Origin of the sequence: Amycolatopsis sp. cmx-11-51 (genome assembly GCF_047608665.1) — a bacterium.
Taxonomy (GTDB): Bacteria; Actinomycetota; Actinomycetes; order Mycobacteriales; family Pseudonocardiaceae; genus Amycolatopsis.
Window position 1 is genome coordinate 133,784 of the sequence record NZ_JADNQO010000002.1, and the last position, 18,723, is coordinate 152,506.

Consider the following 18,723-nt stretch of genomic DNA (forward strand, 5'->3'; position numbering starts at 1 on the left):
GTGCCTGAAGGAGAGACGCCGGGGCGTGAGGTCCCGGTCGCGGCCACGCGGTACGAGGCCTACAGCCACGAGGCCCTGGCCGCCGAGGTCGAAGCGGGCAATGACCCCGAAGCGGCGGGTGGCATCGGTGCCGCCTGGGACGCGCTCGCGCGGCGCATGCACGACGCGACGTCCGAGGTGGCCGGACTCGTCGGCAGCAGCGAAGAGAACTGGCGCGGGGAAGCGGGCGACGCGCTCCGCGGCGTGCTGGCCACGGCGTCGGGCTGGCTGACCTGGTCCGCCGACCTCTCGTCCGCGCTCGGACAGGCGGTCTCCGGGCAGGCCGAGGCGGCCGCGCGGGCCAGGGCGGACATGCCACCGCCCGTGGACTTCGATCCGGGCGCGATGATCCGAGGCGCCGCGGCGGGCGGGAACCTGCTGGCCCTCGCGGCGCTCGCCGACGAGATGGAGGCCCGTCGCGCGGAGGCCGAGGAGGCCAGGCGCAAGGCCGTCGACGTGATGAACACCCGCGACGTCTCGCTGCGTTCGCTGACCCCGCAGGTCTCCTTCGGGAAGCCGCCCGAGCTGGGGCGGTCTTGATCCGCGTTTCCGCGTCGGCGTTCGACGTCCTCTGGTCCGACCTTGGCCACGCGGCGCCGCCATGGCCGCTGTCCGTCCGCAGCGTCGGCGGCACCGAAGCGGAACGTGCCGAGATCCGCGGCGCGGTCTACGAAAACCTCGCCGAACGAGGCCTTTATGACGGGGACCGGCTCGATGCCGCCCTCGAAGCGCGGCTCGACCTGCTCGCGCGCGCCGAGGTCTACGTCGAATGCGAGGCGCTGGCCGACATGACGGCCGAAGCGCCGTTCCGCGCTGTCGCGGCCGCGCGCGGGCGGCACGGCGTGCTGGCCACCCAGCCCGAGCAGACCATCGCGCTTTCCGGGATCGGCGACGGCGAGGTGTTCGCCGCGATCGTCGACGTCCTGCCGGCGCTGCGGCCCGGCCCCGGCTACGGGATCAGCCTGCCCGCGGCGCGCTTCGGCGGTGACCTGGAGGATCCGGTGTTCGGCGGCGGCGGACGATCGTCGGCTTCGGACAATCAGCTGCGCGAAGTGCTCGCGATCCAGGCGCGGCCGGTCTACAGCGCCGGCCAGTTCACCGTGCGGACCCGCGACCGCGACGGCCGGGCCCACCGGGCCGGTGGGCTGACCTGGTTCGACACCGACGTCGGCGCGTACTGCGCGGCGCGGACCGAGGGCCGCGGCGGGCAGGCGTGGGTGAACGTGTCGCCGGTGGACGGTCCCCGGCTGGCCGCGCGGCTGGCCGGGCTCCTTGATCCAGACCGCTAGGTTGTGACAAGTAGGCGACCCGAGGGGGGTTTCGGAATGAGCGTGCCATTCGGTGGCCACGTGCGTGATCCGCAGGAGTGGATGCGCGAACAGGAACAGCGCAGCGCCGCCTTGCTCGCCAAGGCGGAACAGGCGAAAGCCGACCTGGAGAACAACGTCGTCACCCTGAGCAGCCCGGATCGGCTGGTCACCGTGACGGTCAACCCCGGTGGTGGCCTGATGTCACTCGCGCTGTCCCCGCAGGCGCAGGAACGGCCGCCCGCCCAGCTCGCGTCGCTGATCATGAGCACCTACCGCAAGGCGACGACGAGGGCCGCGGACCGGACACTGGAGATCATGGCCGGGCTGACCGGCGAAGACTCCGACGCTGTCGATTTCATCAAGAGCACCCTGCCGCCGCGGGAAGACCCGCCCGCCGCTCCCGAACCGGACGATTCGGCGCGTTTCGGCGTCACGGAGGCGGATCCCGATCCTGAGCCACCTCGATCGCGGCCCACTCGTCCAGCCTCCGACGAGGACGACGGTGAAGACTTCCAGCACGTCGACTGGACCGGCCGCTCATGAGCGGGCCGGGCTACGGCGTTTCGCCGGAACGCCTGAAGGCGCACGCGGGCCAGGTCTCCGACCTCGCCGAACGCATCCGGCACGCGGCTTCGGCGGCGAACCAGGTCGGGTTGGGCGGTTTCGAGGGATACGGCCTGCTGTGCGCGGTACCGGTCGGCGGAGTTCTGCGAATCGCCCAGGGCGACAACGACGAGCTGATGACCAGCGCGGCGAACCTCGGCGACGCGTTGTCCGACGCCTTGAGGAAGGCGGCGACGGACTACACGAAGATCGACGACGACGCGGCGCAGCTCGGCCGGGACCTGGGGAAGAAGCTGTGAGCGAAGAACCGATCGCGCGACTGAGCGAGCCGAACCTGGTCGCGCAGCAAGAGGACGAGAAGAAGAACTTCAAGGGAGCCGGTCTCGCCGACAGCTTCGAGGGCTTGATCGGCACTATGAAAGGAAAACCCGACGAGGACATCGACGCGTTCGCGCTCGCCATGGACGGGGTCTCGGTCGGACTGGACCTGCTGTCGATGGTCCTCAATCCGCTCGGTGAGCTGGTGAAGGCAGGCGTCGGCTGGTTGATGGAGAACCTCGACTTCATCCGTGAGCCGCTGGAACTGCTCACCGGTGACCCCGATCTGGTCCAGCAGGCGGCGCAGACCTGGAACAACATCGCCGGAGAACTCGAAGCCGTTGCCGGCGACTACGACGGTTCCCTGAGCGCGACATCCGGATGGGACGGTGACGCGGCCATCGCTTACCGCCGCGTCGCGCTGCAGTACACGCAGTCTCTGCGTGACGTCGCCGCGGAGGCGAAGGAATCGGCGCAGTGGATCACCACCGGCGGCATGGTGGTGGCGACCGCGCGAGCACTGATCTTCGACATCATCGCCGGCTTCATCAGCGACGTGATCACCCGTGCGCTGCTGGCTCTCGCCTCGTCGTGGTTCACCCTCGGTGGTTCGGTCGCCGCGTTCACCGCGAGCGTCTTCGCCGACGCGGTCAAGGTCATGGCGAAGATCCAGAAGAAGCTCGGCAAGCTCCTGAGCGCGATCCAGAGGTTCGTGAAACGGTTCGAAGGATCAAGCGGCCGGGCCCGGGAGGCGGCACAGGCGCTGGGGCGAAAGTCTTCCGAACTGGGGCGCGAGGCGAACAAGGCGATCAAAGCCAGTGACAACACGCTGGACGCTTTCAAAGCCGACAACCTAAAGCTGGCCAAGACGGCTCTCGATTCGGACACGACGGGCGCCGAGCGTCTGCTCAAGCACGCCCGTGGCGGCGCGGAGCGGATGGAGAACACCACCTGGGGCAAGGTCGCCGACAACACGGGTGTGAAGATCGGGAAGGAAGCCGGAAAGGCGGCCGCCGAGAACCGCGACCAGTACGACGGGGGATCGCCCGGCAAAGGCCAAGTCACGCCTCCCAAGACCGGCCGGATCAGCGGCTCGCTCGAAGACGATGACTGATCAGGCCGGACAGGACGACCGCCAGACCTCGAAGCGTCACGGCCGGCCGGGCCTGAGGATGCTCTCTGGGATCGTCGTTGCGGTACTGGCAGTCTGGTTCATGGCCTCACTCGGCGTCTCCCTCGGTGTCCGCAGCGCGGAAAAGGTGGAGCGGTTCGGCGTCGCCCACATCCAGGAGTGTCATCGGCTCGCGACAAGAGCTTGGCTGATCCACGCCTGTGACGCGGAAGTGCGGTGGGATCGGGAAGCACGGGGCAAGCCGCTGGCGACTTTCACGATCGTCGCTTCGGCTTCGGAGCTCTCGGGGGAGGTCAAGGTTGTGTCCTACGAGAGTCTCGGTCGATACGGGGCGCTGCACTACAGCACACTTCCCGTCGACCGTCCGCGGCCGCCGTTCTCCTTCGGATGGTTGATGTTCTTCATGTTCGTGAGCCTGATTCCCGGTTATGTCGCCGGGTGGTTTGTGGGCAAGGGCATCGGTCGACTTCTACCCGAGCCGAGGGAGAAGCCCAAGGACTGGCGCGGCATCAGCCGTCGCACCACGCCCGGGATGAACGGACGCCGGCGCAAGCGCCGCCGCTGAGTGGAGAGTCCGGTTAGGACGGCGGCATACCTGGGATGAACCGACGACGTCAAGACTCACGGGCCGTGCCCCAACGGTCACGCTCCACTGTGTCCCCAACGCTCCCCACCACTCCACACCGGATTCCCCACTTTGCCCCCACTCCGCCCCACAGCGAGGTTCCGGCTGCCGATATCCGGACGCATCAGGCATAGATGAGGTTGCTTCGATACCCGCCCAGGGGGATCTTGGCCACCGTCCCCCACCACGCCCCCACCTGGAGCCACCTGGCTGACCAGCGAAAACGCCTGACACGACGGAGTGGTCGCGGCTTTTGTCGCGTTGACTGTGGTGAAAAGTGGGGTACGGTGGTGCGCAGTGGGGCAGTAGGGAGCCCCGTGACCGGCCTTGGTTGTTCACAGCCGAAGTCGGTAGGGAGGTGGAGCCGATGTTCCTCGGCACCCACACCCCGAAACTGGACGACAAAGGGCGGCTCACGCTGCCCGCGAAATTCCGCGACGCGCTCGCCGGTGGGCTGATGGTCACCAAGGGGCAGGATCACTGTCTCTTCGTCTTTCCCCGGGCCGAGTTCGAGCAGATGGCGAGGAAGGTCGCCGACGCCCCGTTCACGAACGAGGCGGTCCGGGCCTACCAGCGTTATCTCTTCGCCGGGACAGACGAACAACGCCCGGACGGGCAAGGACGCGTCGCGATCGCGCCCGAGCTCCGACGCTACGCCGGGCTGAACAAGGAGTGCGTGGTGATCGGGGCGATCACCAGGCTGGAGATCTGGGATGCCCGAGCGTGGCAGGGCTACCTGGACGAACACGAGGACAGCTACGCGAAGGCTCGAGAGGAAGTTCTGCCGGGCGTCTTCTAGACGTGACCGAGGAAGCACCCACCCCGTCGGGGGGCGCGGGTTCACGCTTCGGACACGCCGGAAACCGTCCACTCGGATGCCGTGAGGCCTCTGTCCGCTCAGTGGCCCTGGTACACCTTCCCCGGTACCAGGTCAGTAGGCGGGCGGACAGGGACCTGACGGCATCCGGCATCTTCCCCGGCACTACAGGAAAGGGGGAAGACATGGCAGGCGAACACGAGCACGTTCCGGTGCTGCTCGACCGCATCTTGGAATTGTTCAAGCCGGTCTTCTCCGACCGCGAGGCCGTGCTGGTCGACGCGACCGTCGGACTCGGCGGTCACTCGGACGCGCTGCTCACCGCGTTTCCCGCGCTGCGCCTCGTCGCACTCGACCGTGACCCCCACGCGTTGGAACTCTCCGCGAAACGGCTTGCGCCGCATGGTGATCGCGTCGACTTCGTGCACGCCGTCTACGACGAGATGCCGTCCGCGCTGCAAGGTCTCGGACTGTCCAGAGTGGACGGGATCCTGTTCGACCTCGGTGTCTCCTCCATGCAGCTGGACCGCGCCGAGCGCGGTTTCGCCTACTCGAAGGACTCTCCGCTCGACATGCGGATGGACCCGACCACCGGGATCACCGCGGCCGACGTGCTCAACACCTACACGCCGGGCGAGCTGATCCGGATCCTGCGCGACTACGGCGAGGAACGATTCGCCAAACGGATCGTCAAAGCCGTTGTGGCGGAACGAGAGAAGGAACCCTTCACGCGCAGCGGGCGGCTGGTGGAACTGCTGTACGACGCGGTCCCCGCGGCGAGCAGGCGCACCGGCGGGCATCCGGCGAAGCGCACCTTCCAGGCGTTGCGGATCGAGGTCAACGGCGAACTGGAGGTGCTGCGGCGGGCGATGCCGCGGGCGCTGTCCTCGCTCGCCGTCGGCGGCCGCATCGTCGTGGAGGCCTACCAGTCCCTCGAGGACAGGCTGGTCAAGCAGGCCTTCGCGGAACTGGCGAAATCGCGGACACCGGAAGGGCTTCCGGTGGAACTGCCGGGCCACGGCCCGGAACTGAAACTGCTCACCAGAGGGGCCGAGAAAGCCGGCGAGGCGGAGACCGAACAGAACACACGGGCCGCCTCCGTGCGGCTGCGAGCCGCCGAACGGATCGGAGACCGAGCACGATGACCGCTCCCGCGAAGTCCCGCGGCCGCCGGACACCGGCGCCCGGACGGCGTGCCCGCGCGACCAGCACGGTCGAGGAGACGCCGGACACCGCCGAGACCAAGACGTCCACCCGCGCCTCCCGAGGCCGGACGTCGGCGGCCGAACGTGCCTACGCCCGTCGCGCCCAGCGCGCCGACCTGCTGCAGCGCGACCAGCGACGCAACCGTCCCGACGCCGAAGGTGGTGCGGGCAAGGAAGAACCGAGGAAGCAGCTCAAGCTGCGCTGGCCGCGCTCGCGTGCGTCGTTCGTGCTGATGATGATGGGCATGCTGGCCGTCGGTGTGGCCTGCACACTGTGGCTGACCACGCAGGCCATCGCCGACTCGTACCGGCTCGAACAGCTCCGCACGACCAACGCCGGGCTCGCCGAGGCGAAGGAACGGCTGCAACGCGAGGTCGCGAAGGCCGAATCGCCCGCCTCTCTGGCGCCCAAGGCCAGGGAACAGGGCATGGTGCCCGGTGGCGACCCGGCGCACATCGTGGTCGGCCCGGACGGACAGTCCACTGTGGTCGGTGAACCGAAGAAGGCCGAAGCAGGTACACCCCCCACCTCGACGGTGGTGCCGCCGCCCGCCGCGGGTACGCAGGGCGGGTTGATCGAGGGCGACCAGCCCGCGATCCCGCAGGAGGACGTGGTACCCCCGGCGCAGGGAGGCCAGTGATGTCACCCGGCCGTCCGGCACAGAACCGGGCTCGGTCGGCGGGGAGCGCGCGGCGGACCTACGCCGCCGGGACCCGCCGCGCCACCGCCAGGCAGGGCAACGGGGGGCATCCGAGCCGGTTCACCGGCGTCCGGATCCTGCTGATCATCGTGATGGTGCTTGCCGGCCTCAAACTGGTGCAGGTGCAGTGGTTCGAGGCCGGTGCGCTGTCCGAAGCCGCGGAACGGCAGCGGGCGTCGGTGATCGAAAGTCCCGCGCAGCGCGGGTCCATCATGGACCGCAACGGGACGAAGATCGCGTTCAGCATCGAGGTGCGGACCCTCGCGGTGAGCCTGAACTGGCTCCGCAAGACCAAGGACGACTTCGCCGCGAAGAACCCGACCAAGGGCAAGACCTTCGAGACCGAGGTGGCTGCCGCCGCGAAGCTGATCGCGGCCAAGCTTCCGGGGGTGATCACCGAGCAGGAACTGCTGGACAAGTTCCACAAGCCGGACGGGTTCACCTACCTGGTCCATGACATCGAACCATCGGTCGCCGAGGCGATCGTCAAGGAATTCCCGTGGATCAGCGTCGAAAAGCGCTCGAAGCGGGAATACCCCGGTGACTCGGTGGGCGCGAACATCATCGGCTACGCGAACTGGCGTACCGACGACAAGGACACCTCCAAGCACAACCTGCACGGCGGCTATGGCCTCGAGGCTTCGCGGGACAACGACCTCGCCGGAACGCCCGGCCGCAAGATCGTCAACACCCGGAACGGCAACGACAACCTCGTCATCCCCGGTACGGAACGGGACATCCAGAACGCCGTCCCCGGTTCGGACCTGCAGCTGACGATCGACACCGACCTGCAGTACGAACTGCAACGGCAGTTGAGCGAGTACGTCACCAAATCGCAGGCCAAGGGCGGCCAGGCGGTCATCATGGACTCGAAGACCGGCGAGGTCTACGCGCTGGCCAACGACAAGACGGTCAACCTCAACGACCCGGCTTCGCGCAGCGAGACGGAGAACCTGAACAACCGCGCGGTGACGACGCCGTTCGAACCCGGTTCGGTGAACAAGATCGTCACCGCCGCCGGCGCGATCGACCAGGGCATCACCACACCCGAGGCGTCGATGTCCGTGCCGGGTTCGCTCCAGGTCGCGGACAAGATCGTCAAGGACGCCTGGCACCACGGGGCGCAGCAGTTCACCACCACCGGGATCTTCGCGAAGTCGTCGAACGTCGGGACTCTGTTGCTGGCGCAGAAGATCGGCGAGGACCGCTACGCGGAACTCCTCAAGAAGTTCGGTCTCGGCCAGCGCACCGGTCTCGGCCTGCCCGGTGAGAGCCCGGGCGTCGTGCCGCCGCGCAACCAGTGGTACGCCACGACTTTCGGAAACCTGCCGATCGGGCAGGGGCTTTCGATGACCGTCGTGCAGATGGCCGGGATGTACCAGGCCATCGCGAACGACGGGCTGCGCGTGGAACCCCGGGTGGTCAAGGCGAAGGTCAACCCGGACGGGACCGTCGTCCCCGAATCGGCGCCGAAGACCGTGCAGGTGATCAGCCCGCAGGCGGCGAAGACCGTGCGCGACATGATGCGCGCCGTGACGCAGAGCGGCCGCGGGCAACAGAGCGGCACCGGGCCGAAGGCGGCGCTGGAGGGCTATCAGATCTCGGGCAAGACGGGCACCGGCCAGCAGGTCGACCCGCAGACGAAGACGTACAGCAACTCGCTGTACAACATCACCTTCGCCGGGATCCTGCCCGCCGACCACCCTCGGTTCGTCGTCGGTATCCGGCTGGACGCGCCGGCGAACACGGCCTCGGCCGCGCCGCTGTTCCACTCGGTGGCCGCCTACTTGGCGCAGCGGTTCCAGATCCCGCTTTCGGACGGCCCGACGCCTCAGGTCCCGCTGGTGCTCTCCTGAACGGTGGCCGACGTTGGTCGCTCAAGGTCCTGCCGACACCGGACCACGTTCACCCGCGGGACGGGGCTCGCGAGGGGTGGGGAGCCTTTTGGCGGGGTGAAGGGGACTTTCCGCGCATGGCATGCGGGGAAGGCGTCCTTCACGCGGCGAGGTAGTGGGTGATCCGCTCCCGTCGCCGTGTGGCCGGTGAGCGCGAGGGACTGTGTGGATTTCGAGCCGTCAGGCGACCTTGGACCTCGGGACCTACGAGGACTGTCGACCTCAAGCCCGAAACGCACTCGTCGCTGTCCGTGCACGGTTCCCTGCGCCGAGCACCGCCCGAAACCCCCGGCCCGCTCATCGCCGAAGTCCTCAAGCGACAGTCGGAAGCCCTTGCGTGCCAACGAGAGCCCGCGAAATCCATTACCACGGGCATGATCACCGCGCGCACACCCCGCACCGCTTCCGTCACCCGAATGCCGCGCCGGTAACCTCCTTGGCTGTGTCGGTGCCTACTTCAGATCCCCGCAGCGGTCCCGCCGTCGAAAGCAGGTCCGGCGCGACGGCTGCCCAGGTTCCGGACAGCCCGGTCAAGGCCGTCGCCGCGCCTCCTCGTCCGGCCAGGATCGAGCCGATGCCGCTGGGCACGCTGCTCGCCAGGGCGGGCGCGCGGCTCGTGGTGGGTGGCGACGACTACCCGGCCGCGGCCGAGCTGACGGTCACGGGCAGCACGCTGCGCGCGCAGCACGTCCTCCCCGGCGACCTCTTCGCCGCGCTTCCCGGTGCCCGCGCCCACGGCGCGGACTTCAGCGACCAGGCCATCGCCGCCGGCGCGGCCGCCGTGCTCACCGACGAGGCCGGAGCCGAGCGCCCGGTGCTCCGCGACGCCGGCGTGCCGATCCTGGTGCACCCGGACCCACGGGCCGCCCTCGGTGAGATCGCGGCCTGGATCTACGGCGAGCCCTCGCTGGGGCTGTCCGTCCTCGGCATCACCGGGACGTCCGGCAAGACCACGACGTCGTACCTGGTCGACGCCGGGCTCAAAGCGGCCGGGCTCACCACCGGGCTGATCGGCACGGTCGAGACCAGGATCGCGGGCGAGCGGCTGGCCAGCGGGTTCACCACCCCCGAGGCGCCGGATCTGCAAGCGCTCCTCGCGGTGATGGTGGAGCGCGGGGTCACGCACGTCCCGATGGAGGTCTCCAGCCACGCCCTGTCGCTGGGCCGGGTCAACGGCACGCGGTTCGCGGTCGGGGCCTTCACCAACCTCTCCCAGGACCACCTGGACTTCCACAAGGACATGGAGGAGTACTTCGCCGCCAAGTCGCTGCTGTTCGACGGCCGCTCCACCGCCGAGGTGGTCGTCGTCGACAGCGCCTGGGGTCACGCACTCCTCACCCCGCACACGGTGACCGTCTCCACCGAGCCGGGATCGGACGCGCTGTGGCGCGCGACCGACCTGACGCCCACCCCGGCGGGGGAGCAGACGTTCACCCTCCACGGCCCCGACGGCCTCGCCACTTCGGCGAAGATCCCGCTGCCGGGTGAGTTCAACGTGGCGAACGCCGTGCTCGCGGCCGGGATCCTCAGCACCGCCGGTGTCCCGCTCGACGTCATCGTCGCCGGGCTCGCCTCGGTCGAGGTGCCGGGCCGGATGGAGCGGGTCTACCTCGGCCAGCCGTTCACCGCTGTGGTCGACTACGCGCACAAGCCCGCCGCGGTCGCGCAGGGGCTCGACGCGCTGCGCGCCCGCACCGAGGGCCGGATCATCACCGTCCTCGGCTGCGGCGGCGACCGTGACACCGCGAAGCGCCCGGTGATGGGTGAGGCGGCGGTCCGGCGCAGCGAGGTGCTGATCGTGACCGACGACAACCCGCGTTCGGAGGATCCGGCCGCGATCCGGGCGGCGATGCTGGCCGGTGCCCGCAACGCCGGACCGGCGCTGGGCGGCGAGATCCTCGAGATCGCCGACCGTCGTGAGGCCATCGTCCACGCGGTCGAGCTGGCCCGGCCCGGCGACATCGTGCTCATCGCGGGCAAGGGCCACGAGACCGGCCAGGAGGTACAGGGTGTCGTGCACCCGTTCTCCGACCGGGACGAACTGGCTTCCGCCATCCGCAGACGTCTGGAGACAGAGTGATCGTGCTCAGCCTGGCCGAGATCGCCGCCATCGTCGGCGGCAGGCTGCATCGGACCGACGGCACCGCCGAGGTCACCGGAAGCGTCGAATTCGACACCCGCCAGGTCACGCCCGGCGGATTGTTCGTCGCCTTGCCCGGTGCGAAGGTCGACGGCCATGACTTCGCCGCGAAGGCCATCGAGTCCGGCGCCGTCGCGGTGCTCGCGGCCCGCGAGGTCGACACCCCGGCCGTGATCGTGCCGTCGCTGGACGCCGGTGTCGCGCACGAGCGGGCGTTCGCGCTGGTCTCGGACAAGGACGGTGCCGGTGCCGCGGTACTGGCCGCGCTGGCCAAACTCGCCCGGTACGTGATCGAGAAGCTGTCCGGGGACCACCTGACCGTCGTCGGTGTCACCGGCTCGTCGGGCAAGACCTCCACCAAGGACATCATCGCCCAGTTGCTGGAGCCGCTCGGCCCGACGGTCGCGCCGCCGGGGTCGTTCAACAACGAGCTGGGCCACCCCTGGACGGCGCTGCGGGCCGACGCCTCGACCCGGCAGCTGGTGCTGGAGCTGTCCGCCCGCGGGCCCGGCCACATCGCCGAGCTGGCGGCCATCGCGCCGCCGCGGATCGGGGTCGTGCTCAACGTCGGCACCGCGCACGTCGGCGAGTTCGGCTCGCGTGACGGCATCGCCAAGGGCAAGGGCGAACTCGTCGAGGCGCTGCCGAGCGCGGAAGACGGCGGTGTCGCGGTCCTGAACATCGACGACCCGCTGGTCGCGGCCATGGCGAGCCGCACGACCGCGCGGGTGGTCTTCGTCGGCGAGAGCGCGTCCGCGCAGGTCCGAGCAGTGGACATCACCCTCGACGGCGAAGCACGCGCGTCGTTCCGCCTGGTCACCCCGGACGGCGAAGCGCCGGTGAAGCTGCCGCTCTACGGCGAGCACCATGTCGGCAACGCGCTCAGCGCCGCCGCCGTGGCACTGGAAATGGGCTCCACGACCGAAGAGGTCGCCGCACTCCTGTCCGGTCTCGAGCGGCGCTCGGATCGCCGTATGGAGGTCACCACCCGCGCCGACGGCGTCACGGTGCTCAACGACTCGTTCAACGCCAGCCCCGAGTCGATGCGGGCCGCGCTCAAGGCACTCGCTTCGATGAGCGCGCAGCGCCGTTCCTGGGCCGTGCTCGGCGTGATGGGCGACCTCGGCGAAGACTCGGTGACGGCGCACGACGGCATCGGCAGGCTCGCCGTCCGGCTCAACATCGACAAGCTCGTGGTCATCGGACAGGCCGCCGCGGCCACGCACCAGGGCGCCCAGCAGGAGGGCTCCTGGGGCGAGGAGTCGGTACTGGTACCCGACGTCGAGGCCGCCATCGCCCTGCTGCATGATCAGCTCCGCGCGGGCGACGTGGTGCTGGTGAAGGCGTCCAAGGCCGCCGCGCTGTGGCGAGTGGCGGACGCCGTGCTCGCCTCCCCCGGAACGAACACTGAATCCCTTGCAGTACCCCCTTCCCCCTCTCAAGAACGCGCGAACGGTGGTGACGCGTGATCAGCATCCTGATCGCGGCCGCGGCGGGCCTGCTGGTCTCCATCCTCCTCACTCCCTATCTGATCCGGGTCTTCTCCCGGCAGGGCTTCGGCCAGGAGATCCGGGAGGAAGGACCGCAGGGACACAAATCCAAGCGCGGTACCCCGACGATGGGTGGTGTCGCGATCATCGTCGCGATGGTCGTCGGGTACTTCGTAGCTCATCTGATCAGTTCGCTCAGCGGCGGCAACGGCACCGGCGGCCCGTCCGCTTCGGGGCTGCTGGTCCTCGCACTGGCGGTGGGTCTCGGGATCGTCGGATTCCTCGACGACTTCATCAAGATCCGCAAACAGCGCAACCTCGGGCTGAACAAGACCGCGAAACTGGTCGGCCAGCTGGTGGTCACGATCGGCTTCGCGATCCTGGCACTGCAGTTCGCCGACGAGCGCGGGCTGACCCCGGCGTCGGAGAGCCTGTCCTACGTGCGAGACCTCGCGCTGATCACCTTCCCGTCGGTGTTCTTCGTGATCTTCTGCTACATCGTCATCTCGGGCTGGTCGAACGCGGTGAACTTCACCGACGGTCTCGACGGTCTCGCCGGCGGCACCGCGGCGATGGTGCTGGCGACCTACGTCGTCATCGCCTTCTGGCAGACCCGCCTCTCATGCGCGGTCACCCCGCAGGCCGCCTGCTACGACGTCCGTGACCCGCTGGACCTGGCCGTGGTGGCCGCCGCGGCGACCGGCGCCTGTGTCGGGTTCCTCTGGTGGAACGCGGCCCCGGCGAAGATCTTCATGGGTGACACCGGATCGCTGGCCCTCGGTGGTCTCGTCGCCGGTCTGTCGATGACCACCCGCACCGAACTGCTCGCCATCGTCATCGGCGGTTTGTTCATGGTCGAGATGATCTCGGTGGTCGCGCAGATCGCGGTGTTCCGCACGACCCGGCGACGGCTGTTCCGGATGGCCCCGTTCCATCACCACTTCGAACTGGCGGGCTGGGCGGAGACCACGGTCATCATCCGGTTCTGGCTGCTCTCAGCCATCTGCTGCATGTTCGGTCTCGGCCTGTTCTACAGCGAACAGCTCGGTCTCGGGGGTTAAGCGGTGGAGCTCGCCGGTCGTCACGTCCTCGTCGCCGGTGCCGGGATCACCGGCAAGTCGATCATCCCCGTCCTGCTGGACCAGGGCGCGCGGATCACCGTCACCGACGGCGACGCCGAACGGCTGGCGGAGCTTGAAGGTCTCGGCGCCGAGCTGGTGCCGGGTCTTTCGACGCCGCCCGAAGGTGTCGAGCTGGTCGTGACCAGCCCCGGCTGGCGGCCGTCGTCGCCGTTGCTGGTGGCGGCGGCCGAAGCGGGGATCGAGGTGATCGGCGACGTCGAGTTGGCCTGGCGCGTCGGGCAGCTGCGTGACAAGCCCCCGGTCTGGCTCGCGATCACCGGGACCAACGGCAAGACCACCACGGTCGGGATGCTGGAGTCGATCCTGCGCGCCGCCGGAGTCGACGCCGTGGCCTGCGGCAACGTCGGCTTCGCGGTGCTGGACGCGGTCCGGGCCGGGCACGAGGTGCTCGCCGTGGAGTTGTCGAGCTACCAGCTGCACTGGTTGTCCACGCTGGCCCCGCACGCCTCGGTGGTGCTGAACCTGGCCGAGGATCACCTCGACTGGCACGGCTCGATGGAGGAGTACGCCGCCGCGAAGGGACGTGTCCACGCCCGTTCGCGGAACGTGGTGCACAACCTCCAGGAGGAGTGGTCCGCCCGGCTCGCCGACGAGCACGCGCCCGCGGACGCCCGCCGGGTCGCCTTCGGCATGGACACCCCGCGCCCCGGTGAACTCGGGATCGTGGAGGACCTGCTGGTCGACCGCGCCTTCGTCGCCGACCCGGCGACCAGCGCCGACGAACTCGGCACGCTGGCCGACGTCCGTCCCGCCGGCCCGCACAACGTCTCCAACGCGCTCGCCGCGGCCGCGCTGGCCCGCGCGTACGGCGTCAGCGGCGAGGACGTCGCCAAGGGCCTGCGCGAGTACCGGCCTGCCCCCCACCGGGCCGAGGAGATCGGCGAGATCGACGGCGTCCGGTACATCAACGACTCCAAGGCGACCAACCCGCACGCGGCGAGTGGTTCGCTGCGCGCGCATCTGAACGTCGTCTGGATCGCCGGTGGCCAGCTCAAGGGCACTTCCGTGGACGAACTGGTCGCCTCGATCGCCGGCAGGCTGCGCGGGGTCGTGCTGTTCGGCGTCGATTCGCCCGTGATCGCCGCCGCTGTTGCGCGACACGCGCCGGATGTCCCGGTCAACAGCCTCCGTCCGGGTGACGATGACCTCATGACTGCGGCGGTGAAGGCGGCCCGCGCCCTGGCGCGCCCCGGAGATGTGGTGCTGCTGGCCCCCGCCGCGGCGTCGTTGGACATGTTCTCGAGCTACGGCGAGCGCGGCGACGCGTTCGCGAGCGCGGTCCGTGTCCTGCGCGACGGTGCGGGGGAGACCAGTGACGGCGGTTGAGGAAAAGAAGCGCGAGCCTGCCCCTCGGCAGCGCAAGTCTCGTGAGGGCCGCGAACGCAAGGAAAGCCCGTTCGTCGCCTTCCGCACCGCGCTGACGGCGTGGCTTTCGCGGCCGCTCGCCTCGTTCCACCTGGTACTGGCGCTCACCGGCGTGCTGACCGTGATCGGCGCCGTGATGGTGCTGTCCGCCTCGTCGGTCGCCTCGTACGACCCGAAGACCGGCACCGGCGTGTACGCGCAGTTCAGCAAGCACATCATGTTCGTCGCGATCGGCGCGGTGGTGTTCTGGGTCGGGCTGCGGATCCCGCTGGAACGTGTCCGTCGGCTGTCGGCGACGGCGACCGTGGTCTGCCTCGGGCTGCTCGTACTGGTGCTGACCCCGCTCGGGTCCACGGTCAACGGCTCGCAGGGCTGGTTCAGGCTCGGCGGGTTCGCGTTCCAGCCGGTCGAGGCCGCCAAAGTCGCGCTGGCCTTCTGGGGCGCGCACATCCTGGTGATCAAGTACAACATCATCAACCAGTGGCGGCATCTGCTCGTCCCGGTCGTGCCGATCGCACTGCTGATGTTCGCGCTGGTCATGATGCAGCCCGACCTCGGCGGCACGGTCACCCTCGCGGTGGTGCTGCTGGCCCTGTTGTGGTTCGCGGGCGCGCCGAAACGGCTGTTCGGCGTCATCCTCGCGGGTGGTCTCGCCGGGGTGCTGGTGCTGGCCATCATCGCCCCGTACCGGCTCAGGCGGGTCATGTCGTTCGTCTCCGGCGACCCGGACACCAGCGCGGACGGTTTCCAGGCCAACCAGGCGAAACTCGCGCTCGCCGACGGCGGGATGTTCGGCAAGGGCCTCGGCCAGGGCCAATCCAACTGGGGCTACCTGCCGAACGTGCAGAACGACTTCATCTTCGCCCTGATCGGCGAGGAACTCGGCTTCATCGGCTGCGCGGTGGTGCTCGGGCTGTTCGCCGGGGTCGCCATCGTGGGCCTGCGGATCGCCACCCGCAACCTCGACCCGTGGATCCGGATCGTCGCCGGCACGCTGACCGTTTTCCTGGTCGCGCAGGCAGGTATCAACATCGGGTACGTCGTCGGCCTGCTGCCGGTCACCGGGGTCACGCTGCCGTTGATCTCCTACGGCGGGACGTCGCTGGTGATCACCATGCTCATCATGGGGATCCTCGCCAACGCCGCCCGGCACGAACCGGAGGCGGTGGCCGCACTGCGTTCGCAGGGGCCGGGTAAATTCGGACGCCTGCTGAGGCTTCCCGCGCCCGAGCCGTACCGCCCGCCCGCCAAGCGCAAGGGCACCGCGGCCAGGAGCGTCGCCGCCAAGGCGGCGAGGCCCGCGCCGAGGACGGCGAGGCCGTCGCCCGCCCAGGAGCGGCGCCGCTCGGTACGGGAACCCGGCAGAAGGACGGCCGCGCGAACGGCAGCGAACCGCGGTACCGCGAAAAGGGGTACCGCAAACCGGAGAGGTCATAGGTGAACAACCCCGTTAAGGGAGCCGAGAGATCCGCCGCGGGCAAGGCGCCGGTGGTCGTGGTCGCCGGCGGCGGCACCGCAGGACACATCGAGCCGGCACTCGCGCTCGCCGACGCGGTGATGCGCCTGCGTCCCGACGCGAAGGTGATCGCGCTCGGGACCGAGCGCGGACTGGAGAACAAGCTCGTCCCGGCGCGCGGCTACCCGCTGGAGCTGATCCCGCCGGTGCCGATGCCGCGCAAGCCGACGCCTGAGCTGCTGAAAATGCCGATGAAGGTCCGCGACTCGGTCAAGCGCACCCGGGAGATCCTGGAGCGGGTCGGCGCGGACGTCGTCGTCGGCTTCGGTGGTTACGTCGCGCTCCCGGCCTATCTCGCCGCGCGCGGGCGCACGCCGATCGTGGTGCACGAGGCCAACGAGAAGCCGGGCCTGGCGAACAAGGTCGGCGCGCGGTTCGCCGTTCGCGTCGCCGTCGCCGTCCCGGGGACACCGCTGGCGAAGGCCGAGGTCGTCGGCATCCCGCTGCGCCGTTCCATCACTTCGCTCGACCGGCCCGCGCTGCGCGCCGAAGCCCGCGAATTCTTCGGGCTCGACCCCGACGCCCCGACGCTGCTGGTCTTCGGTGGCTCGCAGGGCGCGGTGTCGATCAACGGCGCGGTCTCCGGCGCGGCCAAGGAGTTCGCGGACGCCGGTGTCGGTGTCCTGCACGCCCACGGGCCGAAGAACACACTGGTCGTCCAGGAGTTTCCAGGGAAGCCCGCCTACGTCCCGGTGCCTTACCTGGAGCGCATGGACCTGGCCTACGCCGCCGCCGACGCGGTGCTGTGCCGCTCCGGCGCGATGACCGTCGCCGAGGTCTCCGCCGTCGGCCTGCCCGCGGTGTTCGTCCCGCTGCCGTACGGCAACGGTGAACAGGCGGTCAACGCCCGGCCCGCGGTCGACGCGGGCGCCGGGCTGATGGTCGCCGACGCCGACCTCACCGCCGCCAAGGTTGCGGAACTGGTGATCCCGCTGGTCTCCGACCCCGGCCGGATCGCGAAGATGAGTGCTGCCGCGGTCGGTCTCGGCCACCGAGAGGCCGACGAGATCCTTGCCAAGATCGTGCTGGAGGCCGCCGGTGCCTGACACTGGGTTTGATCAAGAGCTGCCCGAAACGCTCAGGCGTGCCCACCTGATCGGGATCGGCGGCGCCGGGATGAGCGGTATCGCCCGCATCCTGCTGGCCCGCGGGGTCCAGGTCTCCGGTTCCGACGCCAAGGAGTCGCGCGCTTTCCTGTCGCTGCGTGCCCAGGGCGCCGAGATCGCCGTCGGCCAGCGCGCCGAGAACCTCGACGCGTTCCCCGAAGGCCCGTCCTCGGTGATCGTGTCGACCGCGATCAAGGAGACCAACCCGGAACTGGCGGCCGCGCGGGAACGCGGGATCACCGTGCTGCACCGCGCGCAGGCGCTGGCCGGGCTGATGGAGGGCCACCGCGTCGCGTGCATCGCCGGGACACACGGCAAAACGTCGACGACGTCGATGCTGACCGTCGCGCTGATGCACTGCCACCTCGACCCGTCGTTCGCCATCGGCGGTGACCTCAACGAGTCGGGCGCGAACGCGCACCACGGCGAGGGCGGCGTCTTCGTCGCCGAGGCCGACGAGAGCGACGGGTCGTTCCTGGCCTATTCGCCGTCGGTCGCCGTGGTCACCAACGTCGAGCCGGACCACCTGGACCACCACGGCACGGCCGAGGCGTACGTCTCGGTGTTCACCGACTTCCTCGGCCGGATCGAGCCGGGCGGGCTGCTCATCGTCTGCGGTGACGACGAGGGCGCCGACAGGCTGGGCACGCAGGCGGAGGAACGCGGCATCCGCGTCCGCCGCTACGGGCGTTCGGTCACCGGCGCGGACGACGCCAAGGTGCTGGACTTCGCACCGGCCCCCGACGGCGGTTTCGTGCGGATTTCTTTGCAGGGCAAGGAGATCGACCTCCGCGTCGCGGTGCCGGGCGAACATATGGCGCTGAACGCGATCGCCGCGCTGCTGGCCGGGATCGAGCTGGGCGCGCCCGCCGAAAAATTGGCCGAAGGGCTCGCCGCGTTCGGCGGCGTCCGGCGGCGGTTCGAGTTCAAGGGCCGCTCGGGCGACGTCCGGGTGTACGACGACTACGCGCACCACCCGACCGAGGTCGACGCGCAGCTGCGCGCGGTGCGGACGGCTGCCGGGTCGGGGCGGGTCATCGTGGTCTTCCAGCCGCACCTGTACTCGCGCACCAAGACGTTCTCGAAGGAGTTCGCCGCCGCGCTGTCGCTGGCCGACGAGGTCGTCGTGCTGGACGTCTTCGGTGCCCGCGAGAAACCGGAACCCGGCGTGAGCGGCGCGCTCATCGCCGATCAGATCTCCGGCGTCACCGTGCACTACCAGCCCGCGTTCGACGTCGCGGCGAAGCTCGCGGCGGACCTGGTCAAACCCGGCGACCTGCTGGTGACCATGGGCGCGGGCGACGTCACGCAGCTCGGCCCGGAGATCCTGGCCGAGCTGGACCGGCGGGCGGGCTAGC

The 18,723-nt window shown here is 69.7% G+C and carries 17 protein-coding genes; all 17 read left to right on the forward strand.

Going from position 1 to position 18,723, the window contains the following annotated elements; genetic code table 11:
* The 17 genes from ACM6LU_RS09470 (at position 1) to murC (ending at position 18,722) form a co-directional block, all read left to right on the forward strand.
* Positions 1-579: a PPE domain-containing protein gene (locus tag ACM6LU_RS09470; protein ID WP_414937254.1), complete on the forward strand. Its 579-nt coding sequence runs from the start codon at positions 1-3 to the stop codon at positions 577-579.
* Positions 576-1,328: an ESX secretion-associated protein EspG gene (locus tag ACM6LU_RS09475; RefSeq protein WP_414937255.1), complete on the forward strand. Its 753-nt coding sequence runs from the start codon at positions 576-578 to the stop codon at positions 1,326-1,328. Before ACM6LU_RS09470 ends, ACM6LU_RS09475 begins: the two co-directional genes overlap by 4 nt.
* Positions 1,329-1,364: 36 nt before the next feature.
* On the forward strand, positions 1,365-1,892 hold the full coding sequence (locus ACM6LU_RS09480) for a YbaB/EbfC family nucleoid-associated protein (protein WP_414937256.1): 528 nt from the start codon (positions 1,365-1,367) through the stop codon (positions 1,890-1,892).
* Complete coding sequence (locus tag ACM6LU_RS09485; RefSeq protein ID WP_414937257.1) at positions 1,889-2,212, forward strand: type VII secretion target; 324 nt, start codon at positions 1,889-1,891, stop codon at positions 2,210-2,212. Before ACM6LU_RS09480 ends, ACM6LU_RS09485 begins: the two co-directional genes overlap by 4 nt.
* On the forward strand, positions 2,209-3,345 hold the full coding sequence (locus ACM6LU_RS09490) for a WXG100 family type VII secretion target (protein ID WP_414937258.1): 1,137 nt from the start codon (positions 2,209-2,211) through the stop codon (positions 3,343-3,345). Before ACM6LU_RS09485 ends, ACM6LU_RS09490 begins: the two co-directional genes overlap by 4 nt.
* Positions 3,338-3,928 carry a hypothetical protein gene (locus ACM6LU_RS09495; RefSeq protein WP_414937259.1) on the forward strand — a complete coding sequence of 197 codons (591 nt, stop codon included), beginning with the start codon at positions 3,338-3,340 and terminating at the stop codon, positions 3,926-3,928. Before ACM6LU_RS09490 ends, ACM6LU_RS09495 begins: the two co-directional genes overlap by 8 nt.
* A 427-nt stretch (positions 3,929-4,355) precedes the next feature.
* Positions 4,356-4,787, forward strand: a complete 432-nt coding sequence (gene mraZ, locus ACM6LU_RS09500; protein WP_414937260.1) for a division/cell wall cluster transcriptional repressor MraZ — start codon at positions 4,356-4,358, stop codon at positions 4,785-4,787.
* 203 nt (positions 4,788-4,990) lie between these two features.
* Complete coding sequence (gene rsmH / locus ACM6LU_RS09505; protein WP_414937261.1) at positions 4,991-5,950, forward strand: 16S rRNA (cytosine(1402)-N(4))-methyltransferase RsmH; 960 nt, start codon at positions 4,991-4,993, stop codon at positions 5,948-5,950.
* Entirely contained in the window at positions 5,947-6,651 is a 705-nt protein-coding gene (locus ACM6LU_RS09510) for a hypothetical protein (protein WP_414937262.1), read from the forward strand. The genes rsmH and ACM6LU_RS09510 overlap by 4 nt, the downstream gene beginning before the upstream one ends.
* Entirely contained in the window at positions 6,651-8,567 is a 1,917-nt protein-coding gene (locus tag ACM6LU_RS09515; protein ID WP_414937263.1) for a peptidoglycan D,D-transpeptidase FtsI family protein, read from the forward strand. The genes ACM6LU_RS09510 and ACM6LU_RS09515 overlap by 1 nt, the downstream gene beginning before the upstream one ends.
* A 613-nt stretch (positions 8,568-9,180) precedes the next feature.
* Positions 9,181-10,686: a UDP-N-acetylmuramoyl-L-alanyl-D-glutamate--2,6-diaminopimelate ligase gene (locus tag ACM6LU_RS09520; RefSeq protein WP_414937934.1), complete on the forward strand. Its 1,506-nt coding sequence runs from the start codon at positions 9,181-9,183 to the stop codon at positions 10,684-10,686.
* Positions 10,683-12,215, forward strand: coding sequence for a UDP-N-acetylmuramoyl-tripeptide--D-alanyl-D-alanine ligase (locus ACM6LU_RS09525; RefSeq protein WP_414937264.1), 1,533 nt, complete (start codon positions 10,683-10,685; stop codon positions 12,213-12,215). Before ACM6LU_RS09520 ends, ACM6LU_RS09525 begins: the two co-directional genes overlap by 4 nt.
* A complete protein-coding gene (gene mraY, locus ACM6LU_RS09530) occupies positions 12,212-13,297 on the forward strand; it encodes a phospho-N-acetylmuramoyl-pentapeptide-transferase (RefSeq protein WP_076154832.1) in 1,086 nt (361 codons plus the stop codon). Before ACM6LU_RS09525 ends, mraY begins: the two co-directional genes overlap by 4 nt.
* 3 nt (positions 13,298-13,300) lie before the next feature.
* A complete protein-coding gene (gene murD / locus ACM6LU_RS09535; RefSeq protein WP_414937265.1) occupies positions 13,301-14,704 on the forward strand; it encodes a UDP-N-acetylmuramoyl-L-alanine--D-glutamate ligase in 1,404 nt (467 codons plus the stop codon).
* Positions 14,691-16,184 (forward strand): putative lipid II flippase FtsW, encoded by a 1,494-nt coding sequence (gene ftsW, locus ACM6LU_RS09540; protein ID WP_414937266.1) that lies wholly within the window; start codon positions 14,691-14,693, stop codon positions 16,182-16,184. The genes murD and ftsW overlap by 14 nt, the downstream gene beginning before the upstream one ends.
* The gene (murG, locus tag ACM6LU_RS09545; protein ID WP_414937267.1) at positions 16,181-17,305 is read left to right on the forward strand and encodes an undecaprenyldiphospho-muramoylpentapeptide beta-N-acetylglucosaminyltransferase; all 1,125 of its coding nucleotides are present in this window, start codon (positions 16,181-16,183) and stop codon (positions 17,303-17,305) included. Before ftsW ends, murG begins: the two co-directional genes overlap by 4 nt.
* On the forward strand, positions 17,298-18,722 hold the full coding sequence (gene murC / locus ACM6LU_RS09550) for a UDP-N-acetylmuramate--L-alanine ligase (RefSeq protein ID WP_414937268.1): 1,425 nt from the start codon (positions 17,298-17,300) through the stop codon (positions 18,720-18,722). Before murG ends, murC begins: the two co-directional genes overlap by 8 nt.
* Position 18,723: the final 1 nt, after the last annotated feature.